The sequence below is a fragment of the Thermogemmatispora tikiterensis genome (assembly GCF_003268475.1).
Classification (GTDB): domain Bacteria; phylum Chloroflexota; class Ktedonobacteria; order Ktedonobacterales; family Ktedonobacteraceae; genus Thermogemmatispora; species Thermogemmatispora tikiterensis.
Window position 1 is genome coordinate 998,908 of the sequence record NZ_MCIF01000002.1, and the last position, 14,680, is coordinate 1,013,587.

Here is a 14,680-nt window from a genome sequence, read left to right on the forward strand (position 1 = left end):
CCGACGGAAGAAGAGGAGAGGACGCGCGCCAGGAATATCCATCAGCAGTGCAGGAAGCAAGCGCTCAGGGAGAGGGAGGCCCAGCCCTGCCCTCGTGTTGAGAGTCTGGGCTGGGCCTCTGGGGAGGGAAAGCAAGCACAGGGACAGAATGAACCATCTGGCCTGTCCCCGCCGGTTGCGCTCACCGCGCGGGCAACAGGAGCGGCAGAGCAGGCAGGCGCCTGTTATCCTCCGCCGGACTCAGCAGCAGCGCGAGCGAGCGTGAAAAGACTGCAGCAGGGCCGCATACCAGTGAGCGCTCTCCTTCATCACACGCCGCTGCGAGGCATAATCAACATAGACAATGCCGAAACGCTTACGGTAGCCCTCGGCCCACTCGAAATTATCGAGCAGGGACCAGACGAAATAGCCACAGAGCGGCGCCCCCTGCTCCAGAGCCTCGGCACAGGCATTGATATACGATGCCAGGTAAGCCACACGACGCGGGTCGTGGACCGTCTCGCCTCCATCCCACTCATCGGGGAAAGCCGCCCCATTTTCCGTCACATAGAGCCGCTGCACTGGATACTCGCGGCTCACATCGAGCAGGAGATCACGCAGGCCCTGGGGGAAGATCTCCCAGGCCATATCAGTATAACAGGCATTGGGGACAGGCGAGACCGTTCGACACTGATCGGCCAGCGGCGGCTCCGGCGAACCGCGCACCAGCATGCGGGAATAGTTATTGACCCCGAGAAAATCGAGAGGGGCCGCAATCAGCTCCAGATCGCCCTCCTCGATGGGCGGCGGATTGAGGCCCAAAGCCGCAAAGAGGCCCTCGGGATAGCACCCGCGGTAGAGCGGATCAAGGAACCAGCGATTTGAGAACGCATGGGCCAGAGCCACATCGCGCTGCGTCTCCGGGCGTTCATCGGCGCCATAGACCTTCACCAGCACCTGAGCTGTGCCGATCTGTGCCTGCGCGGGCAAGATCGCCCGCATGCGGGGCAGGGCCAGCCCGTGCGCCAGCAAGAGATGATGCGCGGCATCGACCGCCGCCTGACGATCGCGCAGGCCCGGAGCGTGCACGCCAATCCCGTAGCCCAGATAGGCGCTACACCACGGCTCATTGAGCGTCATCCAATGCAAGACGCGATCGCCAAGCCGGCGCGCCACCACCTCCGCGTAGTCGGCGAAGGCGTAAGCTGTCGAGCGTGCCCGCCAGCCGCCCTCGTGTTCCAGGGCCGAAGGCAGGTCCCAATGATAGAGCGTAACAAACGGCTGAATGCCCGCTTCCAGCAGCGCATCGACCAGGCGATCATAGAAATCCAGGCCCGCCTGATTCACCAGGCCACGCCCCTCGGGCAGTACCCGCGGCCAGGCGATTGAAAAGCGGTAGGCATTCAAGCCCAGGCGCGCCATCAGAGCCACATCCTCGCGATAGCGATGGTAATGATCCGCGGCCTGAGCGCCGCTCTGGCCATCGACAACCCTGCCCGGCGTCGCCGAAAAATCATCCCAGATCGAAGGGCCGCGGCCATCCTCAGCGACCGCCCCCTCCACCTGATACGAAGAAGTCGCGGCTCCCCAGAAGAAGCCAGTGGGGAAGCGTGCAGCCAGGTCCTCAACCGCCTGGAATGAGACAGTGGGGATACTCGTCATGCGTTCTCCTGTTCTCTATCCTCTCGGGAATGATGGTCTCTCAAGCAAGAGAGTAAGCGACCAGCCGGCGGCGTCGAGAGAGAGGCCCTGGCCTCGCCCGGACGGAGAGAGTAGGCCCGCCACGGCAGAGGCCAGGGCCGGGCAGCGCGACACCCACCGCTAGCCGAGACTACGCGAGGCACCGAAAGGGGCCGTGCCCGTTCCAGAGCCGACGCCCGTCCCAGCGGAGCGCGACAGCATCTGCCGCAGCAGGCGCTTGCTGGGCCGCGCCTCACTGCGCAGGCGAGGATTGGCCACCTCATCGATGCCGAAATTGATCAAAGCCAGGCCGGCCCCCAGCAGGGCGATACAGAGGCCCGGGGCCGCGAACCACCACCAGGCCCCCAGCAGCAAGGCATCATTATTCTGGGCCCAGTAGAACATCGTGCCCCAGTCGACCACCGTCACATCGCCCAGGCCCAGGAACTCCAGGCCGGCGGCAGCCAGAATCACGTAGATCGCCGTGCTCACGAAACCGGCGGCCACAATAGCGATCTCATTCGGGAAAATCTCAAAGAAGATAATGCGCCAGGTCGACTCACCGCTGGAGCGGGCCGCCTCCACAAAATCGCGCCGGCGCAGCGACAACGTCTGCGCGCGCAGCACCCGCGCCTGATAGGCCCAGCTCGTCAGGGTGATCACCGCGGCCACCGTCAACGGCCCCTTAAAGGGCACATAGGCGGCCAGCAGCACCGCCAGCGGGAAGCTCGGCAGCACCAGAAAGACATTGATCAGCAGCGAGAGCACCTCATCGACGATCCCTCCCAGGTAGCCGGCGCACAAGCCGACCAGCACCGAGATGGTGGTCACCACCAGGCCCGTCGCCAGCCCCCAGAGAATCGAGACCCGCGTGCCCACCACCAACTGACTAAAGATGTCCTGGCCGGTCTGCGTCGTCCCCAGCCAGTGGCTGGGCGATGGCGGCACCAGCACATCGTTCGACAAGGCGCTCGGGTCCGTATGGATAAAAAACGGCCCAAAGATCGCCACCAGGAAGAAGAAGCCCACAATGCACATCCCCACCATCGCCTTGCGATTGAGCGTAAAGATGCGCCATAGACTCATCCAGGGCCGCTCAGACACTGGAGTCGGGGCCAGTGCCGGGCTGGCCTTGCCAGCTCCAGTCGACGCGGCGTCCAGCGCCGCGCCCGTCCTTGCTCCCGGCTGCAGCTCGCTGGCCGACGTGGCCGCTGGCTCTGGCGATTGAGGTAGCATAGCCATGATCGATCACTCCTTCTCTCTGTCTTCGATCTCTCAGCGCTGCTCAGGTCTGGGTCAGGGCCGGGCTGCCTGCCGTTCGTCCGCGGCCACGGAGCCGCCAACTGACCTCAGCGACAGACCACCTGTCACAGCCTGTCGATCGCCAGCGCCGCTAGCGTACCCGTGGATCCAGTACCAGATAAGCCAGGTCCGCCAGGAAATTGGCGCCCAGCACGGCCAGCGCGATCAGCAGGAAAATGCCCTGCAGCAAGGGATAATCGGAATTCTGCGCGGCCTGCAGCAAGGCGAAGCCCACGCCAGGGTAAGAGAAAACCACCTCGGTCAAGAGCGAGCCAGCCACCACAAAACCAAGCGAGAGGGCGAAGCCGGTCACATTCGGCAGAATAGCATTGCGGGCCGCATAGGAGAACATCACGCGGCGCTCCTTGAGGCCCTTGGCCTCGGCCAGCAAGACATAGTCCTCGGTCAGGGTGGTAATCATGGCGTTGCGCATCCCGAGCATCCAGCCGGCGACCGAGGCCAGGACAATCGTGAAGCCGGGCAGCAGGGCATGGTTGAGCGCGCTCAGCAAGAAATCCGGTGTCAGCGCGACCGTCAAGGACGTATCGTAGCCGCCGTTCACCGGGAACCACCTCAAAGTATAGGCCAAGAGATAGAGCGCAATCAGAGCCAGCCAGAAGTAGGGAATAGCTGAGAAAAACGTCAAGAAAGGTGGCAGAATATTATCCAGAAACGAGCCGCGTCTCCAGGCGATAAAGACGCCGATCAGCGACCCCAGCGCAAAGCTGATCAGCACGGAGGCACCGACCAGGGTCAGCGTCCAGGGCAGCTCTTGAGCCAGGACAGTGGCCACGGGCGTCGGGAAGTAGGTAAAAGAGGTTCCGAGATCGCCGTGGAGCAGATTTCCCAGGTACTGAATATATTGCATCCAGAGCGGATCGTGAGAGATACCAAACTGCAGCTCCAGAGCATGAATGGCCTGGGGCGTCATCCGTCCCTGGAAACGGGCCATCAGCGCGCCAGCCGGATCACCCGGAATCAAGCGCGGAATAACGAAATTCAAGGTAATCGAGGCCCACAGGGCCACCAGGTAGAAGCCAAGGCGGCGCAGTAAATGCCTCATTCTGGGTCCCCTTTCCTCCCAGCCGAGAGAGGCAGCCGTGCCGTATGCAGCCAGCCAAGCGACGATGTAGCGGTGAGCGCTCACCAGCCGCCGAGAGCATCGGCGGGCGCTGCCCTGCCGGGTGTTGGCCAGAGTCGTTCCTTATTATTGAGCTAGGAAAGCAAACCCGCTTGCCTGTCCGTTACTCATGCCAGTCCATTGTCATCGAACGGAAACGAAATGGAGCACCATCGGAGTCAGCGCCGAAGGCCTGTGGTTGGCCCCGGGCCTGGCCGCAGCCTGCTGGCGAGCGGCGCAGGTCGCGCGGGCGCTCCTCGGGAAGCGGAGCGCTGAGTCGGCCTGAACGCGCCACCTCCCTGGCAGGAGGGAGCCGGTATCAGGCGGACCGGGCCGAGCCGGGCCGAGCCGGGCCGATGCGGAGGGAGGAGAGAGAGCCGCACCCGATCGGCTCCCTCACCTCGCCTACGCACGGGGTTTCAGGCAACGGGCTTCAAATTCAAGGCCACCACTTCGGCATCGGGGAAGTCGAAGGGAGCCGGGGAAGCATACGCATTTTGCGCATCCGGCCAGCCGGTGAAATTGCGGCTGCTGTACTCGTACCAGGTCGCTCCGTAGACCAGAGGAATGCTCGGCAGCTGCTCCACCATAATCTGCTGCAGACCATAGAGCGCCTGCTGCTGCTGCGCCTGGTCAGTCGTTGTCGCGTACTGGGCCAGCAGCTTATCAGTCGTCGGGTCCATCCAGCGCTCCCAGTTGGAGGCTGCTGGCTTTCCAAGAGGGGCACTGTTGCTGCTATTGAGCAGCGAATTATACAGGTAGAAGGGCGTCGGTCCCGGGTTGGTCCAGGAGATTGCCATATCGTAGCTGCCCATCTGCAGAGCGCTGAAGTAGGCATTGAAGGAAATCGAATTCACCTTCGCATCGATGCCGATCGCCTTCAGATCGCTGGCGATGATCTGCACCGCTGTCACCCAGTCGGTCCAGCCGGTCACCACATCGATCTGGAACGACAGCTTCTTGCCGCTGCTGTCGACATAGATGCCGTCCGACCCTTTATGGAAGCCAGCGCTCTCCAGCAGCTGCTGGGACTGATTGGGGTCCTTAGCGAAGGAGACATTAGCGTACTTCGGATTCAGGAAGCTCTGGTTCTCCGGCAGGACCAGACCGGTGGGGCTGGCCACTGGCTCGTAGCCGCTCTCGGCTACCTTATAAATTTGCTCGCGATCGATCGCCGTGCTAATGGCCTGGCGCACCGCCAGCTGGTTGAACGGGGCCTTCGCCGTATTCAAATACAGCATCACAATGTTGCGGTTGGGGAACCAATAATGATTATGGGCCGGGTCCTTGGCAACATAGGTCTGCTGGATATTGGGCGTATAGAGGCCCGTCCAATCGACATCACCGCGGCTGAGCAGCAGCTCGGCGCTGGTATTCGAATCGAAAGCTGGATAGCGGATCTCATCGACGGCTGGCTTACCGGGCTGCCAGTAATTTGGATTCTTCTTGAGCGTAATCAGCTGCGGCGAGAAGGACTTCAACATGAAGGGACCAGTGCCGACAGGATTGGCGTCGACGAACTTGGTCGGATCGCCGGCGCTGGCATACTCATGCTTTGAGACGATCCAGGTCTGACCAGCCAGATACCAGAGGATGGGCGTATAGGGGGCCTTCAAAGTGACGGTCACCGTCTGATCATCGGAGGCCTGGACGCTCTGGATATACTGCCAGAGGCCATTGGTATCCGCTGCCGGGTACTGCTTGAGCATCTGCAGTGTAAAGACCACGTCTGCCGACGTGAACGGCTGGCCATCGGACCACTTCACGCCAGGGCGCAGGTGGAAGGTCAGGGTCTTGGCATCGCTGGAGAAATCGTAGCTCTGCGCCAGCCAGGGCGTGATCTGGCTATTCATGCGATTGAAGAAGAGCAGGGTCTCATAGATCATACCCTGCGAACCGTAGTTCGCAGTAGCCGAGTAAGGGCTAAAGCCGTTGGTGAAGTCACCTTTAGGGCTAGGCACGACCGTCAGCACGTGAGTCTTATTGGACGAGCTGCTAGAGCTACCCTGACCACAGGCAGCCAGCAGGAGCAGCAAGCTCAACGCCAGCAGCGAGAGCACAGTGCGCCCCAGACCCGTCGCGGAGCCAGGTCGTGGTGAAGAACGAGTGAGGCCGGTCTTATCGCACATGAGCGCACCTCCTTGGAAAGCGAATCGGACGTCGATTGAGCGAACGAAGCATCGTCTCGTCGCGATCGGCACTGGACCAGCCAGCCCTCCTGATCGGATGGCAAATCCGAGTTGCTCCTGAACTCATCTGATCGCTTCCGGCCCCAGCCCCGAGATCAGCCGGATCTGAGGCCGCCGTCAGTCCTTCTCGGCGCTGCCCGTCGGTCTGCTGGCGGCAGCCTGGCGGCAGCGTCGAGAAGGGAAGAAGCGAGGAATCAGCTCGCCTCAATCAAGGGTGAGGGCGAAAAAGGCGCCCCGGCCTTCAGGGATGGGTCCAGGTATAGGTTGACGTATCATACTGCAACCCGTTTTGCTGGTAGGTAAACGAATAGGTAATCGTCTGTCCTGAACTCATCCCGCCAGCCGTATACTGCCACTGGCCGGCGCTGCTGTTGTAGCTCATCTGCACATTCTGCTGAACCTGGCCCGGGATCGTATAGTGCAGGATCACGTAGCCCGCCGTCCAGCCACTCGGCTGGAACCAGAAGAGAGCCTGAGTAGAACTGACGCTGTTGACCCCCTGGCTGAAGCCACTACCGCCCGAGGGAGTCGGTGTCGGCGTGGGGGTTGCCGCCGAGGAGCCTACCGTATAGGTATAGGTGCCCGTATCGTACTGCAGGCCATTCTTCTGGTAGGTAAACGAATAGGTGATTGTCTGCCCTGAACTGACGCCGCTCACCGTATACTGCCACTGGCCGGCGCTGCTGTTGTAGCTCATCTGCACATTCTGCTGAGCCTGGCCCGGGATCGTGTAGTGCAGGATCACGTAGCCCGCCGTCCAGCCGCTCGGCTGGAACCAGAACTGCACCTGATTGCTGCTAATGGCATTGACCCCTTGCGCAAAGCCGCTGCCGCCACTGGCCGTTGGTGTTGGGCTAGGGGTGGGAGTCGCCGTCGGCGTCACCGCCGAGCCATTGGCAGTATAGACGCGCACGTAGTCGACCAACATTGGCACGCCGGGCTGAGTGGCTGAGGTCGGGCCGCCGCCAAAGGCTGCGGGGAAGCCTCCGCCGATGGCCAGATCGAAGATGATGTAGAAAGCATGATCAACGGCATTGGCCCAGGTTGTGGGGTCCACCTGGTTGGCGCTCACCGTAAAGTAGTTGTTGCCATCCAGGTACCAGCGGATCTGCTCCGGCGAGACACTGCGATCGATAATGACCGTATAGGTATGGAAACCCGTCTGACAGCCAGGGCAAGGCCTCTGACCGCTGCCGATGCCATTTGGCTCATTACACGGGCCACCGGGATAGGTGCCACAATGCATGGTCCCGAAGACCGAGCTGAGGCCGTTGACATCCTCCATAATGTCGACCTCGCCATCTTTGGGCCAGTTATGGTCGGTGCGGTAGGGAGTGCCGAGCATCCAGAAAGCCGGCCAGTAGCCCAGGGCGGCATTGCCGGAGACATTGGGTTGCTGCAGAGAGGCCGTCACCTCCAGCTCGCCGCCGGGAGGAGCCGCGAAGCTATCGTTGACCGTCTCGATGCGACCAGAGGTCCAATTGCCATTGGCATCGCGCAGTGGCGTGATGGCCAGGTGACCATTGCCATCCAGGGAGACATTGGCCGTGCTATTGGTCGTTGTCTCGATCTCCCCGGTACCATAGCCAGTGCCAATATCGTAGATCCACTGCGAAGTATCCAGCGGAGAGCCTGCCGGCCCGTTAAACTCATCGCCCCACACCTCAGTCCAGGTAGCAGCATGGGCCTGGGGAGCCGTGCGGGCCACCAGAAACAGCCCGGTTGATAGGCAGACTACCAGGGCACAGACGGCGAAGAGGAGCCACCTGAAGGGCAGGCGACGGAAAGCGGTGCCGGAACGAGCAGACTCATCGACATCCCTGTGAACTCTACGCTGAGGTATCCGCATCCAGTACTCCTTTCTCCTGCGGAAAAGTCGTCAGCTGCCTTGCAGCTGAGTTGGCAGCACCCCATTGGCCAGAGAAGAGCCAGCGCCGCCGCAGGCGCTCTGACAGGCATCCAGCAAGCGGACGCAGCCAACAGCAGTGCTGCAGTGCCGGCAGCAGCAGTGCCGGCGAGAGTGGCCAGCAGCCACAGCGCACTGGCCAGCCTTCCACCTCCCTTCATCCTCCCTGGTGGTATGCTGGATGGCCAGCAGAGTGATTGAGCCAGACAGCTGGCCTGCCTGCCGTCTGGCAGCCAGCAGAGAGCAGGACCCGGCGAGCCGGGGCAGACAGGACAGGACTCCAGGCGATGTATGCCGGAGCTGCTGCCAGGCAGCTCAGCTCACCGGCCAGCTTAGAAAGCAGGACAACAGTACGACAGTACATACTGTTCTCCGGTAGAGAGATGCCTCCATGCAACACTAAGACACATCCTATCCTCTGGCAGAGCAAGCAAGCGTTATCTGGATGAAGCGCTCGCTTCGTGCGGTCCAACGCGGAGGAGCGAGCCGGCGTCAGGCAGGCACACTTGACGCTCGTACCACCAGGCTGGTATCGAGTTGTATATGAATGGCCCCGTCCAGGCGATAGGGAGCAGAGGTTTCGTGCACGCGCAGCTGATGGCCAGAGCCATCGGCGGCAGCGGCCAGCGGCCCAGTGGCGGGGGTCATCCTTGCCCCGGCCTCAGTGTGCCCCTCGTCCTCAGCGGCCCGCGCGCGCGGCAATACATGATCGGGATCGACCATCTTCAAGAGCAGCTCGATCGCCTTCGCCCCCATCTGAGAGAACGGTTGGCGCACCGTTGTCAGCGGGGGGCGGACATGAGACGAGACCAGGTTATCATCGAAGCCGACCAGAGCGACATCCTGGGGGATCTGGATGCCCTGCTCCTCGGCTACCTCTAGAAAGCCGTAGGCCATCTGATCGTTGGCCACAAAGATCGCCTCGGGCCAGCGCGTTCGCTCGCGGGCGAACAACTCGCGGGCACAGCGGCGACCACTGGCGGGATCAAATTCGCCCTGTAGCAGCAGCTCGGGGTCAGGCTCCAACCCGACCTCGCGCAGCGCCTGACAATAGCCTTCAAACCGCTCCTGGGCGCAGTAGTAGCGCTTCGGCCCCATAACATGGGCGATACGCCGATAGCCCAGATCGAGCAGATGGCGGGTTGCCTGATAGCCTCCAGTGCGATTATCCACGCCCACCCACGGGCAAGGGAAATGCTCTGGCGGCTCCTGGTCATTGATCATGACCATCGGCAATCCGCGCTCAAAGTGCTTGAGCAAATGAGGAGTCAGATCGCAGGGCAGAATGGCCAGCAGGCCCGAGACCATCCGTAGAGACAGAATGCGGTCGACGACGTCGGTGTGGGTAGGATTTTCAAAATTGATGCTATAGAGGACCATCTCGTAGGAGGTACGCTCGATATACTCCGCCACCCCACGCAGCATCTCTGGAATCGCCGGCCAGGTCAGCGGCGGGGTCAACACCCCGACCAGGCGAGTTTTGCCGCCGGCCAGTCCTCTCGCAGTCACATTCGGCACAAAGTTATATTCGCGCACCACCCGCATCACGCGCTCGCGCAGCTCCTGGCTAATAGCCGGATAATTATTGAGGACGCGCGAGACGCTCGACTTCGAGACGCCGGCAAGGCGGGCAATATCCTGGATGGTGAGCTTCTCATCCATTGTCGTCTCTCCCACGTCTAAGGCTTAGTGCATCTGGTTCCTGCGCGGGTGGTGCCAGCTGGCGCCGACTGGTGCCAGCTTCTGGAACCGGTTTCTGGCGAAACTATAACATTGAAACCGGTTTCCGTCAAGTCTTCCAGGACTTTTTTTTCGCAACATTTTCGAGATCGGAGTATGAGAGGAGATGAAGATGGGAGGGAGGGGTGGGAGAGAAGGCGGGAAAGCAAGGAGGGGTCCGCTCGTGACGAGGGACTCCTCTGGCCCTGCTAACAGGGCGCTCGCTCTGACAGCCTGCAGGCGGGCCAGACCCGGACTGGCCAGATCTGGCAGCTGGCTTCCTAGGGGTTACTGGGTGCTGCAGGTCACACCGTTGAGCGTGAAGCTCGTCGGAGGTGAGTTGGTACCGTTCCAGGTGCCATTAAAGCCGGGGGCGCTGCCCAGTGTCGTCCCCGCCGGGATGGTGGCATTATAGGACAGATTGGTGATGGTGACGGTGCTGCCCTGTTGACTAAAGCTGCCATTCCACCCCTGAGTGATCGTTTGTCCGTTCGGGAAGGTGAACCTGAGCGTCCAGCCATTGATGGCCGTGCTGCCGGTGTTGGTAATGGAGATGCTGGCGCCAAAGCCGCCGGGCCACTGAGCGGTAATGACATACTGCACACGACAGCTCAGTCCGCTGGAAGGTGTCGGGGTCGGCGTCGGAGTGACTCCGGGAGTCGGTGATGGCGTAGGAGTTGGGGTGACCGTCGGCCAGGGTGTCGGGGTCGGACTGGCAGCTGTGGTGGCCGTGGGTGTGACTGTCACGCCCGGCGTCGGGGTAGTTCCCGTGCCTGGGCTGCCGCCGGACTTCTGTTGCTGGTGCTGGGAGTGCTGCATGAAGATGGCCAGCTCGGGTGCGCCGTGCGTCACGCCATAGATACTGTCAGGATTACGCGCAACGTACATCCAGAAGTTGTCTCCGTCGGCATCGTCCTGCTCCAGGGTGCTGTAGAACATAGTCCACCAGCCTGTCCGGTTGCCAGCATCCGAGCGGCTGTTGAACTCGCCAAGGATAAAGGGCTTGCCGACAACGTTGTGCGAGTCACTGACCCATTTGTTAATGACCTGCTGGGCCTGGCTCATACTCAGGTTGGCCCAACTCTCGGTCGGGTAGAAGTGGGCGGAGGTGAAATCGATATATGGAGATTGATGGATGTAGACAAAAGGATTGCCGGAGTTGCCGCCGTAGCCGTAGGCTGTCCCCTGGCCTTCGAGGCCTGTCCCCAGCATATGGTTCGGGTCGATGCTCTTGATGAAAGCGCCCATCGTGTCGACCCAGGCCCGCAGGGTGGTGCCGGTTGTGCTCTCATCGGGCGTGGCGTTCTCGTAGCGTGGCTCGTTCATCAGCTCCCAGGCGAAGATCGTCGGCTCATCTTTGTAGGCGACGCCTGAGTAGTGATTAACGTGGTTGAGGGCATAAGAAACGTAATTCTTGTATTGGGTGAAGCAACCCGGGCATTGCTGCTGATTAAAGAAGCGCCAGCGGTTGGACTGGCCGGTGGGCAGCCCTTCCCATTGCAGGCGGGTATCGATACCGCCATACGCCTCCCAGTAGTTTTCGAAGACGGGGATGAGGCGGATATTGTGGGCCTTGGCCGATTGGATGATGTAATCAAATTCATCGAATTCGGCGACGTTGTAGACCCCCTTCGAAGGTTCGAAGCCATGCCACGTCTCGTGATCGAACATCCAGGTGCGTACGACTGTGATGCCATCGCTCTGGGCGTTGCTAAAGTAGGCATCGATGGCAGCCTTGTCCATATATTTGTTCTCGATGTCGTCCTGGGTACTGCTGCTGCTGCCGTCGCCGAAGGTGAAGATGTCGTAGCTATCGGCTCCAGCGTAGTAGAAGAGCTGGCCGTTGAGGCAGAAGTGGATGCCGCAGCGGGTCACAAAGCCGGAGGCGGCCTGCGCTGTATGGTGCGGGCTACTGATGAGGAGAAGACTACTGATGGCAGCGATAACGGTGATGGCCGCGCAGCCAAGTAGCGAGGAGAGGTAGCGGTAGGTTGGCTCCTTGCTGCCGTTGCTGAACATACTGCATCCTTTCTGGGTGAGGCACCCCTTATGGCATTCCTTGCTAAGGGAGAGCATAGGGCTGCTTGCTCCGAAAAGCCAGAACAGATAGTGGACATCTGGCAGTCACTGTTTTGGCAACTGGGGCTCTGGTCATGCTGGCTGCTCTGCTTGGCTTCCAGGGGCCACAGCATCCTTGATGGCGTTTGAGGACTTGACGGGAGTATTGCCGCTGGCATTCAATGAAAAGCGGCGCCGCTCTGCCTGGTCTGCGGGCGAGTGAGCTGGCGCCCGGCTGTCTTGAGACAAGCCTGGTTCTCTCTCCTTTTTCTGCAGGAGGCGAAAGGAGGTCTCTATTCGATGTTGCATGAAGCACAGAGGCAGGTGTCATCTGTCCTGATTGGCACGGCGCTCCCCCGCCAGGACGGAGAGGCCAAGGTAAGCGGGCGTGCTCGCTATGCGGGCGATCATTTGCCGGCGGGGGTGCTGCATGCTCGTCTGGTAACCAGTCCGTATGCCCATGCGTTTATCCGGCGCATCAACCCTTCGGTAGCCCTGGCTTTGCCAGGGGTAGTTGCTGTCTTCACTGCGGCCAATCTAGGCTTGCGGTCCTCGGACGGCAGCGTGCGCTCGCTGGAGCCGTTGGCAGGCACCGAGGTCTGTTGGTGCGGTCATCCTGTAGCGTTGGTTGTGGCAGAGACGGAGGCGCTGGCCGAAGATGGAGCTGCTGCCGTTGAGGTCGATTATGAGCCACTGCCGGCTGTGCTTGACCCCGAGGCAGCCTGTCGCCCGGGGGCTCCACGAGCCTGCTTGCAGCGCGATTTTCGCGAGACACTGCGGCAGAGTCATGCGCTCTTTCTGCCACCAGGTGCTTCACTGGAGGAGGAGGGATTATCGCCCAACGCTGCCGCATTGCCGGCGCTGCGTATGGGGACGATCGAGGAGGGTTTGCGAGAGGCGGAGGTCATTGTGGAGGAGCACTACAGGACTTCGCCCGTGCATCAATCCTACTTAGAACCGCAGACGGTCCTGGTTGTTCCTGATGCGCACACCCGGCAGCTGACCATTTATTCCAGTACCCAGGGACTGCTTAATGCTCGTCGGGCTGTGGCTCTGGCGCTGGGCCTATCCGAGCGGCAGATCCACGTGGAGCCAGTGCCGGTCGGCGGCGGGTTCGGAGGAAAGGAGGTTTTGCTGGAGCCACTGGTGGCGGCGGCAGCTCTGCAGCTGCGTCGACCGGTGCGCCTGGTCTATACACGGCAGGAGGAGTTGCTGGCCGGTAATCCAGCGCCGCAGACCGCGATCACGGTGAAACTGGGGGCGCGGCGCGATGGAACCCTGACGGCCATTCAGGTGCGCTTGATCCTCGATTCGGGCGCCTATCCTTACCCGCTAGCGGGGCTGAGCGGCTTCCACTTCAGCAATCTCTACCGTTGCCCTCACCTTGCCATCCAGTCTTATTTGGTGCAAACCAACAAGCCGGGCAGCGCCGCCTACCGGGCTCCGACCGGTCCACAGGCTTATTTTGCCCTGGAGTCGACGGTCGACGAGCTTTGTCGCCGTCTTGGGCTTGATCCGCTAGCATTCCGTCTACGCCATGCCCTGCGTGAAGGGGACGCGCGTCTTCCGGGGGGGCGCTGGCCCCGTATCGGCCTGGTGGAGTGCCTGGAGGCCGTCGGAAGCCATCCACTCTGGAGTGAGCGCGAGCGGGTGCGGAGTGAGTTACCAGCGGAGCTAAGCGGTTGGCGGGTTGGCATCGGCCTGGCGGCTGGTGGCTGGCCAGGGGCTACCGAGCCTGCAGCGGCTCTCTGTCGCCTGGAAAGCGATGGCAGTTGCACACTGATCGTTGGCAGTGTAGATATGTCAGGTTCCGACAGCTCCCTGGCCCTGATCGCAGCGGAGATTCTGGGCCTGCCAGCGCGCGCGGTCACAGTGGTTCACGAGGGTAGCGACACAATGCCCTACAGTGGCTTGACGGCTGGCAGCAAGACAACCTACTCCCTCGGCTCCGCTGTCCTGGCGGCGGCGCAGGATGCCCGTGAGCAAATTTTGACGATTGCCTCGGAGTTGCTGGAAGCGGCCCGTGAGGATCTCGAACTGCGCGATGGGCGGGTTACCGTGCGTGGCGTTCCTGATAAATATGTGACCTTCCAGCAGGTGGCTGCCCATTCGACCAATTTCGGCGCTCGCTATGCCCCTGTCTTTGGCCGCGGTCGATCGGCGAACGCTACGTCCGGCCCAATGTTCGCTGTGCACCTGGCGAAGGTAGCCGTTGATCCAGAGACAGGTGAGGTACGAGTCCTGGACTATGTTGCCGCTCAGGATGTGGGACGCGCTTTGAACCGCGGAGAGGTAGAGGGCCAGATCTATGGGGGCGTAGCGCAGGGCATTGGCTGGGCCTTGCAGGAACGGCTGGTCTATGGAGAGGAGGGCCAATTGCTCACAGGGACTTTGATGGACTATGCCCTGCCCCATAGCCAGGATGTGCCTTCGATTACGCCGCTGATCGTCGAGGTGCCGTGTGAGCTTGGTCCTTTCGGAGCGCGTGGGGCCGGCGAGCCGCCAGTCGTCCCGGTGGCCGCTGCGATTGGCAATGCCCTACGCGATGCACTCGGACTACGCTTGACGGAGCTGCCTATGACCCCGGAGCGCATCGTACGGGCCTGGCAAGAGGGTGGCAATCGCACCCCGTCAGCAGGCTCTTAGCCAGCGGTGAGAGAAGAGGAAGAAGAAGAAGAAGAAGAAGAAGAAAACAGCCAGCCGTGGATGGGGATTATTCCCTCACGG

General features: G+C 61.5%; 8 protein-coding genes. 1 reads left to right on the forward strand and 7 read right to left on the reverse strand.

Translation table 11 applies throughout. The features are described 5' to 3' along the window. Positions 1 to 240: 240 nt before the first annotated feature. From A4R35_RS04165 to A4R35_RS24165, 7 genes are all read right to left on the reverse strand, one after another. A complete protein-coding gene (locus A4R35_RS04165) occupies positions 241 to 1,641 on the reverse strand; it encodes a GH1 family beta-glucosidase (RefSeq protein ID WP_112426824.1) in 1,401 nt (466 codons plus the stop codon). A gap of 159 nt (positions 1,642 to 1,800) precedes the next feature. After that, positions 1,801 to 2,901: an ABC transporter permease gene (locus A4R35_RS04170; RefSeq protein WP_223258187.1), complete on the reverse strand. Its 1,101-nt coding sequence runs from the start codon at positions 2,899 to 2,901 to the stop codon at positions 1,801 to 1,803. A gap of 151 nt (positions 2,902 to 3,052) precedes the next feature. Then, positions 3,053 to 4,024 (reverse strand): ABC transporter permease, encoded by a 972-nt coding sequence (locus tag A4R35_RS04175; protein ID WP_112426826.1) that lies wholly within the window; start codon positions 4,022 to 4,024, stop codon positions 3,053 to 3,055. Positions 4,025 to 4,500: 476 nt separating this feature from the next. Further along, a complete protein-coding gene (locus tag A4R35_RS04180) occupies positions 4,501 to 6,210 on the reverse strand; it encodes an ABC transporter substrate-binding protein (RefSeq protein WP_112426828.1) in 1,710 nt (569 codons plus the stop codon). A 301-nt stretch (positions 6,211 to 6,511) separates the two neighbouring features. Further along, positions 6,512 to 8,119 (reverse strand): glycoside hydrolase family 16 protein, encoded by a 1,608-nt coding sequence (locus A4R35_RS04185; RefSeq protein ID WP_112426830.1) that lies wholly within the window; start codon positions 8,117 to 8,119, stop codon positions 6,512 to 6,514. Positions 8,120 to 8,668: 549 nt separating this feature from the next. Further along, positions 8,669 to 9,838: a LacI family DNA-binding transcriptional regulator gene (locus tag A4R35_RS04200; RefSeq protein ID WP_112426836.1), complete on the reverse strand. Its 1,170-nt coding sequence runs from the start codon at positions 9,836 to 9,838 to the stop codon at positions 8,669 to 8,671. A gap of 345 nt (positions 9,839 to 10,183) precedes the next feature. After that, positions 10,184 to 11,914, reverse strand: a complete 1,731-nt coding sequence (locus tag A4R35_RS24165; protein ID WP_189361313.1) for a cellulose binding domain-containing protein — start codon at positions 11,912 to 11,914, stop codon at positions 10,184 to 10,186. Between the two features lie 339 nt (positions 11,915 to 12,253). Between A4R35_RS24165 and A4R35_RS04210 the strand changes: the two genes are divergently transcribed. Further along, a complete protein-coding gene (locus A4R35_RS04210) occupies positions 12,254 to 14,599 on the forward strand; it encodes a xanthine dehydrogenase family protein molybdopterin-binding subunit (RefSeq protein WP_112426838.1) in 2,346 nt (781 codons plus the stop codon). The last annotated feature ends 81 nt before the right edge of the window (positions 14,600 to 14,680 follow it).

Excerpts from the sequence above, each read along its gene's own strand:
- A4R35_RS24165 (WP_189361313.1), bottom strand. The coding sequence starts at position 11,914 with ATGTTCAGCAACGGCAGCAAGGAGCCAACCTACCGCTACCTCTCCTCG.
- A4R35_RS04170 (WP_223258187.1), bottom strand. The coding sequence starts at position 2,901 with ATGGCTATGCTACCTCAATCGCCAGAGCCAGCGGCCACGTCGGCCAGC.
- A4R35_RS04165 (WP_112426824.1), bottom strand. The coding sequence starts at position 1,641 with ATGACGAGTATCCCCACTGTCTCATTCCAGGCGGTTGAGGACCTGGCT.
- A4R35_RS04185 (WP_112426830.1), bottom strand. The coding sequence starts at position 8,119 with ATGCGGATACCTCAGCGTAGAGTTCACAGGGATGTCGATGAGTCTGCT.
- A4R35_RS04200 (WP_112426836.1), bottom strand. The coding sequence starts at position 9,838 with ATGGATGAGAAGCTCACCATCCAGGATATTGCCCGCCTTGCCGGCGTC.
- A4R35_RS04210 (WP_112426838.1), top strand. The coding sequence starts at position 12,254 with ATGTTGCATGAAGCACAGAGGCAGGTGTCATCTGTCCTGATTGGCACG.
- A4R35_RS04175 (WP_112426826.1), bottom strand. The coding sequence starts at position 4,024 with ATGAGGCATTTACTGCGCCGCCTTGGCTTCTACCTGGTGGCCCTGTGG.
- A4R35_RS04180 (WP_112426828.1), bottom strand. The coding sequence starts at position 6,210 with ATGTGCGATAAGACCGGCCTCACTCGTTCTTCACCACGACCTGGCTCC.